The 14,797-nt window shown below is 72.4% G+C and carries 13 protein-coding genes and 1 riboswitch; of the genes, 4 read left to right on the plus strand and 9 right to left on the minus strand.

Translation table 11 applies throughout. The features are described from left to right. Positions 1-320 precede the first annotated feature (320 nt). Positions 321-1,376, plus strand: a complete 1,056-nt coding sequence (gene sepH, locus AC0VY3_RS25105) for a septation protein SepH (RefSeq protein ID WP_103512450.1) — start codon at positions 321-323, stop codon at positions 1,374-1,376. A gap of 87 nt (positions 1,377-1,463) precedes the next feature. Here the strand turns inward: sepH and AC0VY3_RS25110 are convergent, their stop codons facing one another. Further along, positions 1,464-2,294, minus strand: coding sequence for a sulfurtransferase (locus tag AC0VY3_RS25110; protein WP_475550664.1), 831 nt, complete (start codon positions 2,292-2,294; stop codon positions 1,464-1,466). Positions 2,295-2,530: 236 nt separating this feature from the next. Between AC0VY3_RS25110 and AC0VY3_RS25115 the strand changes: the two genes are divergently transcribed. After that, complete coding sequence (locus AC0VY3_RS25115) at positions 2,531-3,322, plus strand: VOC family protein (protein ID WP_103512448.1); 792 nt, start codon at positions 2,531-2,533, stop codon at positions 3,320-3,322. 140 nt (positions 3,323-3,462) lie between these two features. Continuing rightward, entirely contained in the window at positions 3,463-4,932 is a 1,470-nt protein-coding gene (locus AC0VY3_RS25120; protein WP_475550665.1) for an NF041680 family putative transposase, read from the plus strand. On the opposite strand, the gene AC0VY3_RS25125 is transcribed toward AC0VY3_RS25120, so the two are convergent. From AC0VY3_RS25125 to AC0VY3_RS25150, 6 genes are all read right to left on the minus strand, one after another. After that, positions 4,929-5,210: a hypothetical protein gene (locus tag AC0VY3_RS25125; RefSeq protein ID WP_103512439.1), complete on the minus strand. Its 282-nt coding sequence runs from the start codon at positions 5,208-5,210 to the stop codon at positions 4,929-4,931. The genes AC0VY3_RS25120 and AC0VY3_RS25125 overlap by 4 nt on opposite strands. Positions 5,211-5,405: 195 nt before the next feature. Then, a complete protein-coding gene (locus AC0VY3_RS25130; protein ID WP_475550666.1) occupies positions 5,406-6,470 on the minus strand; it encodes a metallophosphoesterase family protein in 1,065 nt (354 codons plus the stop codon). 136 nt (positions 6,471-6,606) lie between these two features. Then, on the minus strand, positions 6,607-7,257 hold the full coding sequence (locus AC0VY3_RS25135) for a thymidine kinase (RefSeq protein WP_030080052.1): 651 nt from the start codon (positions 7,255-7,257) through the stop codon (positions 6,607-6,609). A 44-nt stretch (positions 7,258-7,301) separates the two neighbouring features. Continuing rightward, a complete protein-coding gene (locus tag AC0VY3_RS25140; RefSeq protein ID WP_103512441.1) occupies positions 7,302-8,489 on the minus strand; it encodes an alkaline phosphatase family protein in 1,188 nt (395 codons plus the stop codon). After that, positions 8,489-9,085: a DUF5998 family protein gene (locus tag AC0VY3_RS25145; RefSeq protein WP_103512442.1), complete on the minus strand. Its 597-nt coding sequence runs from the start codon at positions 9,083-9,085 to the stop codon at positions 8,489-8,491. The genes AC0VY3_RS25140 and AC0VY3_RS25145 overlap by 1 nt, the downstream gene beginning before the upstream one ends. 218 nt (positions 9,086-9,303) lie before the next feature. Then, positions 9,304-12,228, minus strand: a complete 2,925-nt coding sequence (locus AC0VY3_RS25150) for a bifunctional acetate--CoA ligase family protein/GNAT family N-acetyltransferase (RefSeq protein ID WP_475550667.1) — start codon at positions 12,226-12,228, stop codon at positions 9,304-9,306. Between the two features lie 96 nt (positions 12,229-12,324). Here AC0VY3_RS25150 and AC0VY3_RS25155 point away from each other — a divergent pair, with 96 nt between their 5' ends. Continuing rightward, positions 12,325-12,606, plus strand: coding sequence for an HPr family phosphocarrier protein (locus AC0VY3_RS25155; protein ID WP_007449776.1), 282 nt, complete (start codon positions 12,325-12,327; stop codon positions 12,604-12,606). Positions 12,607-12,777: 171 nt separating this feature from the next. Here AC0VY3_RS25155 and AC0VY3_RS25160 read toward each other — a convergent pair whose 3' ends face one another. Together AC0VY3_RS25160 and AC0VY3_RS25165 are read right to left on the minus strand one after the other, a co-directional pair. Beyond that, positions 12,778-13,485 (minus strand): GntR family transcriptional regulator, encoded by a 708-nt coding sequence (locus AC0VY3_RS25160; protein WP_103511633.1) that lies wholly within the window; start codon positions 13,483-13,485, stop codon positions 12,778-12,780. A gap of 178 nt (positions 13,486-13,663) precedes the next feature. Next, positions 13,664-14,485: a M23 family metallopeptidase gene (locus AC0VY3_RS25165; RefSeq protein ID WP_475550668.1), complete on the minus strand. Its 822-nt coding sequence runs from the start codon at positions 14,483-14,485 to the stop codon at positions 13,664-13,666. Between the two features lie 13 nt (positions 14,486-14,498). Continuing rightward, a riboswitch (cyclic di-AMP (ydaO/yuaA leader) is annotated at positions 14,499-14,667 on the minus strand. Positions 14,668-14,797 lie beyond the last annotated feature (130 nt).

Genomic DNA, 14,797 nt, shown 5'->3' on the forward strand with positions numbered 1-14,797 from the left:
CCCCGGTGGCCCGAATGGAGTACTGTGACGAACCCTGGGGCGGAGTCCGACGTGGGAATCCGCAGTCACCGGAGGGGGCCGAGGGCGGCACTCGAACCGGGGGCGTCACGGCAGCACACGGGTGCTTGCTGCACAGAGCGGCCCAAATCGGTTGCTTTGGGCCGCAATGGGTAACCGTGTCATGGTGGTGCACCAGGACGAGCGCCCGACACGCCGGGCAACTTGGCAAGGTTGTGACAGGCTGCACCCGGGCAGGTCACACTCGACTAGCGGAAGCAGCGACGCACGTGACGTCGGCAGGCACCACCCGGGAGGTTCCCATGCCCGAACTGCGTGTCGTGGCCGTCTCCAACGACGGCACACGACTGGTGCTCAAGGCTGCGGACAGCACGGAGTACACGCTTCCGATCGATGAGCGGCTGCGTGCCGCCGTGCGCAACGACCGCGCACGGCTCGGCCAGATCGAGATCGAGGTGGAGAGCCACCTCCGGCCCCGCGACATCCAGGCCCGCATACGGGCCGGTGCCTCCGCGGAGGAGGTCGCCCAGTTCGCGGGCATTCCCGTCGACCGTGTACGCCGCTTCGAGGGCCCCGTGCTCGCGGAGCGCGCCTTCATGGCCGAGCGGGCCCGGAAGACTCCTGTGCGCCGTCCCGGCGAGAACACCGGCCCCCAGCTCGGCGAGGCGGTGCAGGAGCGTCTCCTGCTGCGCGGCGCCGACAAGGAAACCGTCCAGTGGGACTCGTGGCGCCGCGACGACGGCACCTGGGAGGTCCTGCTGGTCTACCGGGTCGCGGGCGAACCGCACTCGGCGAGCTGGACGTACGACCCGCCCAGGCGGCTGGTCCAGGCCGTGGACGACGAGGCGCGCTCGCTGATCGGCGAGACCGACGACGTCGCCGCGCCCGAGCCCAGCTTCCCGTTCGTGCCCCGGATCGCCCGGCTGCCGCGCGACCGGCCGCTGGACCGGAGCCTCGACCGGCAGATCGAGCGGCCCGCCCCGGCCGCCGCCGAGCCCGAGGAGTATGTGAGCAGTGCCTCGGCCGGTGAGCGCGACTCGCTGACCAGCCTGCTGGAGGCGGTGCCGAGTTTCCGTGGCGACATGGTCGTCCCGGAGCGGCCCACGCAGCCCGAACCGCCCGCGCTGGAACCGGCGGAGGAGGCGGAGGCGGACGAACCGCCCGCCGCCGCTTCGGCGGGTGCGGGGTCGGCGTACGCGGATGTGCTGATGCCCCGGGCGGTGGCCGGCCACCGCGACCGGCTGACCGGGACGACGGACCGTCAGGCCGAGGCGGACGGAGTCCGGCCGGGCCGCCGGGCGGCCGTGCCGAGCTGGGACGAGATCGTCTTCGGCACCCGGCGCAAGAAGCAGGACTGACCGGGAATGACGACCGGTGGCAGCGGGGTCCGTTCGCGTTCGCGTACGGACCCCGCTGCCTTACCGCCCGCCCGTCGTGCGGCGGGACTACTGGGGCTCGGGGCCCGTGGCGACCCGCCGGGAGGGGTCCGAGGACCACTCGGACCAGGAGCCGGGGTAGAGGACACCGGTGAAGCCCGCGATCTCCAGGGCCAGCACCTCGTGCGCGCCGGAGACCCCGGATCCGCAGTAGACCCCGACGCCTTCGGTGCTGTCCGCCGCACCCAGCCCGGCGAACCGCTCGGCGAGCCGCTCGGCCGGGAGATAGCGCCCGTCCGCGTCGACGTTCGACGTGGTCGGTGCGGAGACGGCGCCGGGGATATGGCCGCCGACGCGGTCGATCGGCTCCACATCGCCCCGGTAGCGCTCCGCCGCGCGCGCGTCCAGCAGCAGACCCGACCGGGCGAAGGCCGCCGCACTTTCCGCGTCCAGCGTGGGCAGAGCCCCCGGCTTCGGCCGGAAATCGCCCTCGACCAGGCGCGGGGTCTCGGTGGAGAGCTCGCCCGTCCAGGCGGGGAGGCCACCGTCCAGGACCCGCACGTCTCCGTGTCCCGTCCAGCGCAGCAGCCACCAGGCGCGCGCCGCGGCCCAGCCCTGTCCGCCGTCGTACACCACGACGGGGGTGTCCTGGCCGACCCCGGCCCGGCGCATCACGGCTCCGAAGGCCTCCGGGTCCGGGAGCGGGTGGCGGCCGCCGTCGCCCGCCGGAGCGGCCAGTTCCGTATCGAGGTCGACGTAGACCGCGCCGGGCAGATGACCGGCCTCGTAGTCGGGGCGGCCGTGGGGGCCGCCGAGCTGCCAGCGGACGTCCAGGAGCACCGGCGGCCGCGCTCCGGCCGACTCGCTCGCATATTCGGATGCGGTGATGATGGGCTTCATGGGTGCCATCCTCGCGCAGCGGAACCGGCGCCCGTAACAGCATCGGAAGGAGCGGCCGTCGGGAATCCGGCCGTCCTTCGTCGAGAACCCGGACGACGCGGCGCGGCCGGTGCGCCTCCCGCGTCGGGGGGTGCAAGCATCTGCACGGGACACACGTACCGCCTCCCGACCCGGGACGGCGTCCCTGTCCCGTTCCCCCGCACGGCCACCACAACGGTCCGAGGAGAGAGAAGACGATGACCGAGGCTGCCGCCCGACGCACGCCCGGAACACCTTGCTGGGTGAGTCTGATCGTGCACGGCCTGACCACGACCCAGGAGTTCTACGGAGCCCTGTTCGACTGGGAGTTCCGGCCGGGCCCCGAACCGCTGGGCCCCTACGTCCGCGGACTGCTGCACGGCAAGGAGGTCGCGGGCATCGGCCAGCTGCCGCCCGACCGGCACCTCCCGATCGCCTGGACCACCTACCTCGCCACGGACGACGCGGACGCCACCGCCGAGGCGATCCGCTCCTGCGGCGGGACGGTCGCGGTCGGACCGCTGGACGCGGGCGAGGCCGGGCGGCTCGCCATCGCCTCGGACCCGAGCGGGGCGGTCTTCGGCATCTGGCAGGGCTCTCGGCACATCGGCACGATGACGGCGGGCGTGCCCGGCACCCCCGTCTGGAACGAGCTGGTGACCCGCGAGACCTCGATGGTCGCGAAGTTCTACCAGACGGTCTTCGGCTACGAGACGGAGGCGGTCGTCTCGGCCGACTTCGACTACCAGACCCTGCACCTGGACGGTGTTCCGGTGGCGGCCCTGCACGGTGTCGGCCACGCGCTGCCGCGCGACCGGGGGCCGCACTGGATGACGTACTTCGAGGTCGCCGACACCGACCGGGCGGCGGCCCGCGTGGTGGAGCTGGGCGGGCACGTCCTGCAGCCGCCGCGCGAGGGGTCGAGCGGGCGGCTCGCGACGGTCGCGGACCCGGAGGGGGCCGTGTTCACGGTCATCAGGTCGGCCGGGAGCGAATCCGCGGACCGCTAACTTGATCTTTAACCTCGGAGCCTGAACGCGTCCTCGTACTTGATCACTCGGACCGGTAACTGCCTTACATGCGGGGGGCCTTCGGCTGAGCATGTGATCCGACCAAGGAACACACAACGCTCAGCACGAAGGCCGTGGGGATGAGTCTGGCGCATCATGTTGTCCGGCAGGATCCGTTTGCGGGACTGTCACGCTTCCGGGGCGAGTTCTACTCCTGTCTGACCCGGCGTGCGGATGCTCTGTTCGAGCTGGCCGACGCCGTGTTGTGTGCGGACGGTCCGGTCCGGTCGCTGGTGGAGCTGTCGCTGGTGGGCGAGCACCGTCGTGGGCATGGCGGGCTTTACGACGCCCTGGCCGCCGGCCGGATGGAGGTGGCCCGGCTGCGTCGAGCACTGGCCGCGGTGCCGTTGCCGCGGGCAGCGGACGGGCGGCTGGTACTGGCCGCAGACATCACCTGCTGGCTGCGACCCGACGCGCACACCTCACCGCAGCGGATCCTGTGTCACACCTACGGACGCGGCAAGGACCAGCACATTCCCGTCCCCGGCTGGCCGTACTCGATGATCTGCGCGCTGGAGACGGGTCGCAGTTCGTGGACCGCTCCTCTGGACGCACTGCGTCTCGCACCGGGCGACGACGCCGCCACGGTCACCGCCGGGCAGATGCGTGAACTGATCGAGCGGCTCGTCAGCGCCGGCCAGTGGCACCACGGCGACCCGGACATCCTGATCGTGGTCGATGCCGGCTACGACGTGCCCCGCCTGGCCTTCTTGCTCAGGGATCTGCCAGTGCAGGTGCTGGGCCGGATGCGCTCGGACCGCGTCCTGCGCCGGGCAGCACCAGCACGTGAGCCCGGCACGCGGGGCCGCCCGCACCGCCATGGCGGTGAGTTCGTGTTCGGCGACCCCGCCACCTGGAACACCCCAGACGCCCAGACACTGACCGAGACCCGCCTCTACGGCGCCGCTGCCGCCAGGGCCTGGGACCGGCTCCACCCGCGGCTGACCCATCGCTCCGCCTGGACCGCCCAGCTGGGTACGCTGCCGGTGATCGAGGGGACAGTGATCCTTCTCTGTGTCGAGCGCCTGCCCAGCGGCGCCACCCCCAAGCCGGTACGGCTGTGGTGGTCGGGCACCGACGCCACCACCGCCCAGGTCGACCTGCTCTGGCAAGCTTTCCTGCGGCGCTTCGACATCGAGCACACCTTCCGCCTGTTCAAGCAGACTCTGGGCTGGACCTGTCCGAAGATCCGCACCCCGGAAGCCGCCGACCGCTGGACCTGGCTGATCCTCGCGGCCTTCACCCAGCTACGGCTCGCCCGCCCTCTCGCCGCTGACCTCCGCCGGCCGTGGGAGAAACCGGCCCCGACCGACAGGCTCACCCCTGCCCGGGTCCGCCGCGACTTCCGGCACCTCCGCCCAAAGGCCACCTGTCCCGCCGGAGCACCGAAACCCTCCCGCCCCGGTCCCGGACGACCACCCGGACGCAAGAACACCCGGCCGACCCCACGCCACGACGTCCACACAGCCCGCAAAACGGGCATCACGAAACCGAAAGCGAAGAAGTCCACTTCTCCTCGCCCACGCCGCACAGGTTTAAGATCAAGCTAAGGCCTGTCCCCGAAACGGTGCACGACGATCCAGTAGTCGTCGTCCTCGTCGGTGAGGGCGCACAGCCGCCGGCCGTCCGGGGACATCGCGATGACCATGGAGCCGGCCCCGGGTACGAGGGCGGCGGAGAGCGCGGTGTGCGGGGTGAGGCGCACCCGGACCCAGTCGCGATCGGCGCCCCGGACCAGGAAGCAGCCCTCGTCATCGATGACGGCAGCGGTCCGCGCGTGCTCCAGCCACAGCCGGTCGGCCTCCGTCGGCGCCCCGGCGCCGAGCACGCCACGGTGGCCCGCGGGACCACCTCGAAGTTGACGACAGCCTTGAAGGCCCGCGCGTACGAGGGCAGTTCCTCGGCGACGCCCTGCGCCAGGACCTCCAGCCCGGCCTTCGCCAACTGCGGCGCCGGCGCGCCCCCGCTCTGTTCGTCCGTCATCCTCGGCCACCGTTCTCGTAGGACACGCCTTTGAGCTCCCTCAGCCTGCCGCCGTGTGCAGCGGAACCGTGAGCTGCTTGAGCCAGGTTCCGGTGGAGAAGTCGCGCGCCTTGATCACGACCGTGCGGGGGCCCACCTCGACCTGGAGGCCCTGGTTGAACGTACCTCCCACCGCGACCTCACCGCCCTTGCCGTCGTCCGTCCAGCCTGTCTGGACCGCCGCGGTGTTGACGACGGTGAAGCCGTCGAGGTTCCCGGTGCCGGGTACGACCCTGCGGACCACCCAGTCGGACAGGTTGAGGTCCCAGTGGGTGTGGCCGGAGAAGAGGAACACGTCCTTGTGGCGGCCGAGGACGGACAGCAGCCGGTCGGGCTGGAGGTAGTCGCCCAGGTAGAGCTTGTTCCGGGTGCCCGACACCGTGTTGGGCAGCGGGTGGTGGGTCATCACCATGACGGGCTTGCGCCGCCGCGCCCAGTGGGCGAGCCGGTCCTCCAGCCAGGCGAACTGCGCGTCGCCGATCCACACCTCGTCCCACAGCTTCGCGTCGTGGTAGTGCGCGTAGCGCTCGGTCCCGAGTGTCAGTACGGGGACCCCGCCGAACGACGTCTCCGCGTAGACCTTGTTGCGCCCCGCGAAGTTGTAGAAGCTGCGGAAGAGCGAGCCCTCCGTGGTGCCGTTGGGCCAGGTGTCCTGGGCGAGCGTGTCCGGGTCGCTGTACTTCGGGACGTAGAACTCGTGGTTGCCGATGGCCCACGCGACGTTCCTGGGGTGCCGGTGCCGATCGAGGGTGCGGCGGACCTCCGCGTACTCGAAGTCGTAACCGCGGGGCGTGATGTCACCGGCGACGCCCAGCCCGGCGCTGTGCGGGTTGATCCGGTGCAGGTCGTCGAGGGCCTTGCCGAAGTCGGCCAGGTCGCCCTGGATGTCGCTGATGATGTTGAACCGGACCGTCTCGCGCCCACTGCCGTGGCTGTGCCTCCCGTGCTCCGAGGCGGCCGGCGCGGCGGTGGCCGACGGGGCCGTCAGCCCGGTGCCGACGGTGAGGGCCCCACCCGCCAGGAGCGAGGCGCGGCCCGTGGTGGCCATGAACGATCTGCGATCCATCGGCGGTACTTCCTTCGTGGTACGCCCCTGTACGGGGTCGGTCGAGGGAAGCCTTGCCGACTTCGGTGACGTCTCGGCGTAGGAGAGGTGGCCCCGGGCTGAAACCCGCTGGCGGCGGACCGGCGGACCGCGCGCCTCAGTCCGACGACACCGGCAGGACGTCCGGCGAGAGCGCGCCGGCGCGGGCGGAACCGCTCGTCATGCGGCGGCAGTGGTGCCGGCGGCACAGCACCTCGTAACCGACCTCGCCCGCCTGGCGGTTGACGTCGCCGACGACGACCTGGGCGCCCTCGACGACCATCTCGCCGTCCACCGTACGGGCGTTGTGCGTGGCGCGGGCGCCGCACCAGCACAGGGCCTCGACCTGGAGGGCCTCTATCCGGTCGGCCAGTTCGATCAGCCGCTGGGAGCCGGGGAACAGCTTGGTGCGGAAGTCCGTGGTGATGCCGAAGGCGAAGACGTCGAGCCCCAGATCGTCGACGACACGGGCCAGTTGGTCGATCTGGCCGGGGGCGAGGAACTGCGCCTCGTCCACGATCACGTAGTCGACCCGGCCGCCCCTGCTCACCCGGTCGACGATGTGCGCGTAGACGTCCATGCCCTCCTCGGCCTCGACGGCGTCGGTCACCAGGCCGAGCCGGGAGGAGAGCTTGCCCTCCCCCGCGCGGTCGTCGCGGGTGAAGATCACGCCCTGGAGGCCGCGTGCCGAACGGTTGTGACCGATCTGCAGGGCCAGCGTGCTCTTTCCGCAGTCCATGGTTCCGGAGAAGAACACCAGCTCGGGCATGAGAGGTCGAGCACCTTTCGGAGGGGGTGGTACGGCGGGAGGGGCTACGAGCGTACTTCGAGGAGGGGGACGAGCTGTTCCACGGGGGTCAGGGAGCCGTGCACCCCGGCCATCGCCGACTCGTGCGGCTCGTTGACGGAGGCCGTGATGATCACGTCGTCGTGGGCGGCGGCGACCACGTCGCCGATCCGGCCGTACACCCGCTCGTCGATCGTCGGACCGAACCAGCCGGCCGCGACGGCCTCGTCCCGGCTCGCGATCCAGAACTGCTCGCCGAGCACCTCGCGCCAGACGGCCAGGACGTCGGACTGCGCGCCCGGCACCGCGTACACATGGCGGGCGCGGCCCTCGCCGCCGAGGAGGGCGACGCCCGCGCGCAGCTCCCAGTCCTCGTCGAAGTCGATCCGGGACTGCTCGTCGAACGGGATGTCGATCATGCCGTGGTCGGCGGTGATGTAGAGCGCGGAGCGCGGCGGGAGCTGCTCGGCGAGGCGTCGGGCGAGCCCGTCGACGTACATCAGCTGACCGCGCCAGGCGTCGGAGTCGATGCCGAAGCGGTGCCCCTTGCCGTCGACCTCGCTGTAGTACGTGTAGACGAGCGAGCGGTCGCCGGCGGCCAGGCGCTGGGCGGCGACGTCCATCCGGTCCTCGCCGGAGAGCCGGCCGAGGAAGGAGCCGCCGCTGAGCGCGACTTTGGTGAGGGGCGTCTGCTCGAACGTCGGCGCGGAGACCTGCGCGGTGTGCACGCCCGCCGCGTCGGCCAGCTGGAAGACCGTGGGGTAGGGCTGCCAGACCTTCGGCGCGGTCCACGGCTTCCAGCGGAGCTGGTTCATCAGCTCGCCGGTCTCCGGGTTGCGCGCGGTGTAGCCGGGCAGGCCGTGCTCGCCGGGCGGCAGCCCCGTACCGACCGAGGCGAGCGAGGTCGCGGTGGTGGAGGGGAAGCCCGCGGTGAGCGGGCGGCCGGTGCCGCCGCGCGAGGTGGGCAGGAGCGAGTGCAGAAAGGGCGCCTCGTCGGGGTGGGCCTTGATCTGCTCCCAGCCGAGGCCGTCGATCAGGAAGACGCAGTTGCGGTCGGCCGGGGTCAGCTCGGGGATCACGGCGGTGAACCCCGGCACCTCCTGTCCGGCGACGAGGGTCGGCAGCAGGTCGGCGAGCGAACCGCTGCCGTACGCGGGCACGGGTGCGGTGTCGAGGGACAGCGGGACGGGGTCCTGCCAGGCGGGCTGGGCCATCAGCGGCCACTCGCCGCGGTGGCGGCCGTGGCCTCGGAGAGCGACTGGGCGAAGGCGAGGGTCTGGCGGACCGCGTCGGGGCCGTCCCCGGCCTCGCTGACCCGCAGGCTCAGGTCGTCGGCGGTGGAGCTGCCGGTGTAGCCGTGGTCGGCCTCGCAGGTGGAGTCGCCGCAGGCGGCGGGCTCCAGGTCGATCCGGGAGACCGCGCCCCAGCCGATGGTGAGGACGACCTCGCGGGGCAGGGTGCCCGGGACGTACTTCTCCGGGTTGGCCACCACCCGGCTGACCACGACGGAGGAGATCCGCTCCAGCTTCACCGACTCGGTGGAAGTGGTGGCGTACGGCGTCGGGGAGCTGGTGTCGGCGGCCTGCTCGTCGGTGTGGCTGACGATGAAGCGGTGCTCGGTCAGGACGAGGACCGTGACGTGACGGCGCACCTCGTTGGAGTCGAACGTGGTCTCCTGGTGCACCAGGTACGAAGCGACCGGTTCCCCGCCGACGGCGGCCTCCACCGCCTCGGCCACGAGGGCCGGGTAGTAGCCGCTGCGCTCGATCGCCGCGCGCAGCCCCTGGGTCGTCGTACCGGTCTTTGCCATGCGCACCATCCTACGGCGGGCCGGTGACTGCCGGGACGCCCCGGTGGGCACCGGTGGGCAGACCCACCGGCAATCGGGGGGTGGGTGAAGGAGCGGGGCCGGGTGCGTGCGGCTGCAAGGCGGAGGATCGAGGCAGGGCGGAGCCGTGGTGATGGACGACAACGCCGCAGATGCGCGTGCCCAGCCCCGCGACGCCGCCCCCCGATTGCCGGTGGGTCTCAGTAGTTCGGAAGGCGGCGGGGACCGAGGTCGCTCCGGGCGGGCGGTGGGGCGAGCCGGACGCTCGCGCCGAGCACGGTCAGTCCCTGCGGGGCGACGACGACCGGTTCGAGGGCGACGGAGACCACCTCGGGGTGGTCGTCGACCAGCCGGGACAGTCTGAGCAGCAGCTCTTCGAGCGCGGCCGTGTCGACCGGGGCCGAGCCCCGCCAGCCGAACAGCACCGGGGCCGCCCGGATGGACCGGATCAGTTCGGCGGCGTCGCGGTCGGTGGCGGGGACCAGGCGGTGCGCGGTGTCGCCGAGCAGTTCGGAGGGTGCGCCCGCGAGGCCGAAGGAGAGGACGGCCCCGGCGGCCGCGTCGATGGAGGCCCGTACGACGGTGTCGACGCCGCGCGGGGCCATCGCCTGGACGACGGGGAGCAGTTCGGCGGGCTTGCCGAGAAGGTCGGTCAGGTCTCCGTACGCCCGGCGCAGCGCCTCCTCGTCGGCGAGGTCGAGGCGGACCCCGCCGAGGTCGGCGCGGTGGCGCAGGTGGGGTGCGGTGGTCTTGAGGGCCACCGGGTAGCCGAGCAGCGCCGCCGCGGCGACCGCCGCTTCCGGGTCGGGGGCGGGCAGGGTGGGGCGTACGGCGATGCCGTAGCGGCCGAGCAGTTCGCGGGCCTCGTCGTGGGCGAGCGGGCGCCCGCGCGGGTCGGGTGCGGTGGCGAGCTGCGCCTCGATCAGGGCGGCGGCCCCGGCCTCGTCGATGGTGTCGTCGAGGAACTCGGGGACCTTGCCGGGCACGGCCGCCTGGCGCCGCCACTGGGCGTATTTCACGGCCTCGGCGAGGGCCCGTACGGCGCGTTCGGCGGCGGGGTAGGCGGGGATGCGGCCGGGGCGGGGGGCGGCTTCCTGGCTGGTGGCGGCTTCCGGGGCGGTGGTCGCTTCGGGGGTGGCGGGCGCGGCCGGGGCGGTGGTGGCCTCCTGTGCTGCGGGCGTGCCGGCCGTCGTGGCCGTGGCGGCCGCTCGCGTCCGGGCGGCGGGGGTCACCGTACGGGGGCGTGGGGCGGCCGTGCTGCTCGCGGCGGCCAGTGCCTCGGCGAGGCCGCCGATCTCGACGTGGACGACGGCCACCGGCTTGGCGGAGCCCCCGGCCACCGCCTTGGTCAGGGCCTCGGCCAGCACCTGGCCGTCGCCGGTCTCGGCCTCGCCGTTCTCCCCCACCCACGGGATGGCGGTGACGATCACGGCGTCGCAGGTGCCGTCCGCCAGCGCCTCGGCCAGGGCGTCCCGGAAGTCCTGCGGGGAGGCGGCCGTGGTGAGGTCGATCGGCGGGCGCGGGCGCAGCCCCTCGGCCAGGCAGGCGTCGTACGTCAGCAGGCCGAGGGACTCGGAGTTGCCGAGGATGGCGACCCGGGGGCCGACCGGGAGCGGCTGGCCCGCCAGCAGGAGCCCGGCGTCGACCATCTCGGTCACGGTGTCGACCCGGATGACGCCGGCCTGGCGCATCAGCGCGGAGACCGTGGCGTCGGGGATGCGGCTGACCGGGACCGCGTGGCCGGGCGGGGTGGAGCCGCTGTGCCGGGCGCCCTTCACCACCACGACGGGCTTCACGGCGGCGGTGCGGCGGGCGAGGCGGGTGAACTTGCGCGGGTTGCCGAGCGATTCGAGGTAGAGCAGGGCGACGTCGGTGTCCGGGTCCTCGAAGGAGTACTGGAGGAAGTCGTTGCCGGAGACGTCGGCCCGGTTGCCGGCCGAGATGAAGGAGGACAGGCCCGCGCCGCGCCGGTGGAGGCCGGAGAGCAGCGCGATGCCGATCGCGCCGGACTGGGTGAACAGACCGATCCGGCCGCGGGCGGGCGACTCGGGGGCGAGCGAGGCGTTCAGCCGGACGGACTCGGCGGTGTTGATGATGCCGAAGGCGTTCGGGCCGATGATCCGCATGCCGTACGAGCGGGCCTGGCGGACCAGTTCGCGCTGGAGCTCGCGGCCGTCGGCGCCCCGCTCGGCGTAACCGGCGGAGAGGACGACCAGGCCCTGGACGCCGTGCTCCCCGCAGTCGGCGACGGCTTCGGGCACCCGGTGGGCGGGGACGGCGATCACGGCGAGGTCGACCTGCTCGTCGATCTCGCCGAGCGAGCGGTGGGCCGGAACGCCGTCGAGGGTGGCCAGGCCCTCGTCGAAGGCGCGGTTCACGGCGTAGGTGCGGCCGGTGTAGCCGGCGGCGAGGAGGTTGCGCAGGACCGTGCGGCCCACTCCGCCGGGGGTGCGCCCGGCGCCGATGACCACGACGGAGTCGGGGGCGAGGAGGCGCTGCACCGAGCGGGCCTCGGCGCGCTGTTCGCGGCCGCGCTGGACGGCGAGGGACTTCTCGGTGGGTTCGAGGTCGAGGGTGAGGTGGACGGAGCCGTCCTCGAAGCTGCGGCGCTGGGTGTACCCGGCGTCCCGGAACACCTTGATCATTTTGTTGTTGGCGGGGAGCACCTCGGCGGCGAAGCGCCGGATGCCGCGCTCGCGGGCGACCGTGGCGATGTGTTCGAGCAGCGCCGAGGCGACTCCGCGGCCCTGGTGGGCGTCCTGGACGAGGAAGGCGACCTCGGCCTCGTCGGCGGGCGCGGAGGCGGGGCGGCCCCGGTCGTCGATGCGGTCGTAGCGAACGGTCCCGATGAACTCGCCGCCGATCGTGACCGCCAGTCCCACCCGGTCGACGTAGTCGTGATGGGTGAAGCGGTGCACGTCCCGGTCGGATAGGCGGGGATACGGGGCGAAGAAGCGGTAGTACTTCGACTCGTCGGACACCTGCTCGTAGAAGCTGACCAGTCGCTCGGCGTCGTCCGTGGTGATCGGCCTGATGCGCGCGGTGCCCCCGTCGCGGAGCACCACATCCGCTTCCCAGTGGTCGGGGTACGCGTGATGCGGACTCTGCTCCGGCGTGGGCTCCATGGCCAAAGCCTACGGCCGGACAGGAGGCCGGGCACAGCACCACGCACTGCATGAGAGACTGGTCTAGACAACCGTTGATATGTGAAGGGCAGAACCATGGCTGAGCGCCGCGTAAACGTCGGTTGGGCCGAGGGCCTGCACGCCCGCCCCGCTTCCATCTTCGTCCGTGCCGCCACGGCCTCCGGCGTCCCGGTGACGATCGCCAAGGCCGACGGCAACCCGGTGAACGCCGCCTCCATGCTGGCCGTGCTCGGTCTGGGCGCGCAGGGCGGCGAGGAGATCGTGCTCGCGTCCGACGCGGACGACGCCGAGGCCGCTCTGGACCGGCTGGCGAAGCTCGTCGCCGAGGGCCTGGAAGAGCTTCCGGAGACCGTCTGACCCATGCGACTCCGGGTCCGCCCGGATGCGACCGGCGAAAGAGCCGTGATCCCGTGAAGGGATCACGGCTCTTTCGCTTTCGGGAAAGATTCAGGAAAGAGCCGCACCTCGATAATGCGGGCAGCCTGAATGGCGCACCGGAATTGCCTCTCTTTGTATACGGCTCTTCTGTTAATGCCGGACGCCCGCAGTGTTTACGCCGTGTTGCGAACTTCTCACCGGCGGAACGGCGGCGGTGCGACGCCCCGCGAGATCCGGGCGGCGGAGCCGGTGGACGCCGGTGGCGCGTTCCGCGTGCTGGGCGGTCAGCGCCCTCGCCCGCTCCGCGTCGCCGCGCGCCACGGCGTCCACTATCGCGCCGCGCTCGGCCCAGGCGTCGACCGGACGGGCCGGCTGCTCGACCGCGTACATCCAGGCGATCTTGTGCCGGAGCTGGGTGAGCAGCGCGATGAGGCCGGGGCTGCTCGACGCCTGGGCGAGGGTCTCGTGGAACCACCCGCCCAGCGAGCGCAGATCCTCGCCCTCGCCCCGGCGGGCCCGCTCCTGACCCAGCCTGACCAGACCCCGGAGCACCTTCAGATGGGCCTCCGTGCGGCGCTGGGCGGCGCGTGCCGCGCCCAGCGGCTCCAGGAGCATCCGCAGCTCCAGGAGGTCGGCCGCCTCCTGCGCGGTGGGTTCGGCGACACAGGCGCCGGCGTGTCTGCGGGTGACCACGAAGCCCTCGGACTCCAGGGTGCGCAGGGCCTCGCGGACGGGGACGCGGGAGACCCCGTAGCGGCGGGCCAGCAGCTCCTCGGTGAGGCGGCTGCCGCGCTCGTAGACACCGGAGACGATGTCGTCACGGATTGCCGTGCATACCGAATGCGCGGGAATGCGCATGTCCGAACCTCCGCCTTGATCCCCGCGAAACGCGGCCGCCCGACGTCTGTTCCGTGACTCTATTGCAATCTGCCGGAATTTCCGATGGCAGGCCGGAATCCATGGAAATCTTCAGGCTGGAATTGCCGAAGGCCCCGGCGGGTGCCGGGGCCTTCGGGCGGAGGCGTGCGGAGGCGGGTCAGACGTTCAGACCGTGCGAGCGCAGGTAGCCGACGGGGTCCATGTCGGAGCCGTAGTCGGGGGTGGTGCGGGCCTCGAAGTGCAGGTGCGGGCCGGTGGAGTTGCCGGTGGAGCCGGAGAGCCCGATCTGCTGGCCGGAGGAGACGCTCTGGCCGACGGAGACGCCGATCGAGGAGAGGTGGCCGTGCTGGGTGTACGTGCCGTCCGACATCCGGAGCACGATGTTGTTGCCGTACGCGCCGCCCCAGCCGGCCTCGACGACCGTACCGGCGCCGACCGCGACGACGGAGCTGCCGGAGGCGGCCATGAAGTCCACGCCGGAGTGGCTGCCGGAGGACCAGAGCGAACCGCCGGTCTTGTAGCCGGTGGTGACGTGGGAGCCGGCGACCGGGAGGTGGAAGGCGTTCAGCCGGGCGCGCTCGGCGGCGCGGGCGGCACGGGCCTTCTCCTCGCGGATCTCCTTGGCGCGGGCCTCGGCCTTGCGCTCGGCCTCCGCCTTCGCCTTGGCCTTGGCCTTGGCGGCCTTCTCACGAGCCTCGGCGGCGGCCTTCGCCTTCGCCCTGGCGACCACTTCGGCCTGCTGCTTCTGGGCCTGGGCCTGGGCGTCGATCTGGTCGGCGAGGGTGGCGTCGAGGGCGATGGCCTGGGTGAGGCCGGTGTCGGCGACCTTGGCGGCCTCGGCGTCCGCGGCGAGCGCCGGGGAGGACAGCGAGCCGATGACTCCGGTGGTGGCCAGGGCCGCGATGCCGGCGGCCTGGGCGCTGCGGCGCGTCAGGCGGCTCGGGGCACGGTGCTTCCCGGTGGCACGGGTGAACGCCATGGAGAGGCTGATCCTTTCCTTCCTTCTCGCCTACCGGGTTAGCTGACGGGTTAGGAGCAGGAAGGTCTCCTACGGATCCCCGCGCCGGTTCACGGCACGGGCCTCCGATTCACCCCAGGGACTGCGTGTGGGTCCCCGGCTCCCCAGGCTCGCGCCTGACGGGGACTCGGCGATGACTGCCCGGCGCCGCGGATGCGGCATACGGGTGACGGACAGCCGGGCCGACGCTAGGCGGGGCGACTTCCCATCACCAAACGGACAGGGGGATTTGTCGCGCATCCCACAGGGCAGACAGGCAACCTCTCCAACAAA

This window comes from Streptomyces sp. iso_384 (assembly GCF_056172905.1).

Coding starts and splice junctions, on each gene's coding strand:
- sepH (WP_103512450.1), top strand. CDS start 321: ATGCCCGAACTGCGTGTCGTGGCCGTCTCCAACGACGGCACACGACTG.
- AC0VY3_RS25110 (WP_475550664.1), bottom strand. CDS start 2,294: ATGAAGCCCATCATCACCGCATCCGAATATGCGAGCGAGTCGGCCGGA.
- AC0VY3_RS25115 (WP_103512448.1), top strand. CDS start 2,531: ATGACCGAGGCTGCCGCCCGACGCACGCCCGGAACACCTTGCTGGGTG.
- AC0VY3_RS25120 (WP_475550665.1), top strand. CDS start 3,463: ATGAGTCTGGCGCATCATGTTGTCCGGCAGGATCCGTTTGCGGGACTG.
- AC0VY3_RS25130 (WP_475550666.1), bottom strand. CDS start 6,470: ATGGATCGCAGATCGTTCATGGCCACCACGGGCCGCGCCTCGCTCCTG.
- AC0VY3_RS25135 (WP_030080052.1), bottom strand. CDS start 7,257: ATGCCCGAGCTGGTGTTCTTCTCCGGAACCATGGACTGCGGAAAGAGC.
- AC0VY3_RS25140 (WP_103512441.1), bottom strand. CDS start 8,489: ATGGCCCAGCCCGCCTGGCAGGACCCCGTCCCGCTGTCCCTCGACACC.
- AC0VY3_RS25145 (WP_103512442.1), bottom strand. CDS start 9,085: ATGGCAAAGACCGGTACGACGACCCAGGGGCTGCGCGCGGCGATCGAG.
- AC0VY3_RS25150 (WP_475550667.1), bottom strand. CDS start 12,228: ATGGAGCCCACGCCGGAGCAGAGTCCGCATCACGCGTACCCCGACCAC.
- AC0VY3_RS25155 (WP_007449776.1), top strand. CDS start 12,325: ATGGCTGAGCGCCGCGTAAACGTCGGTTGGGCCGAGGGCCTGCACGCC.
- AC0VY3_RS25160 (WP_103511633.1), bottom strand. CDS start 13,485: ATGCGCATTCCCGCGCATTCGGTATGCACGGCAATCCGTGACGACATC.
- AC0VY3_RS25165 (WP_475550668.1), bottom strand. CDS start 14,485: ATGGCGTTCACCCGTGCCACCGGGAAGCACCGTGCCCCGAGCCGCCTG.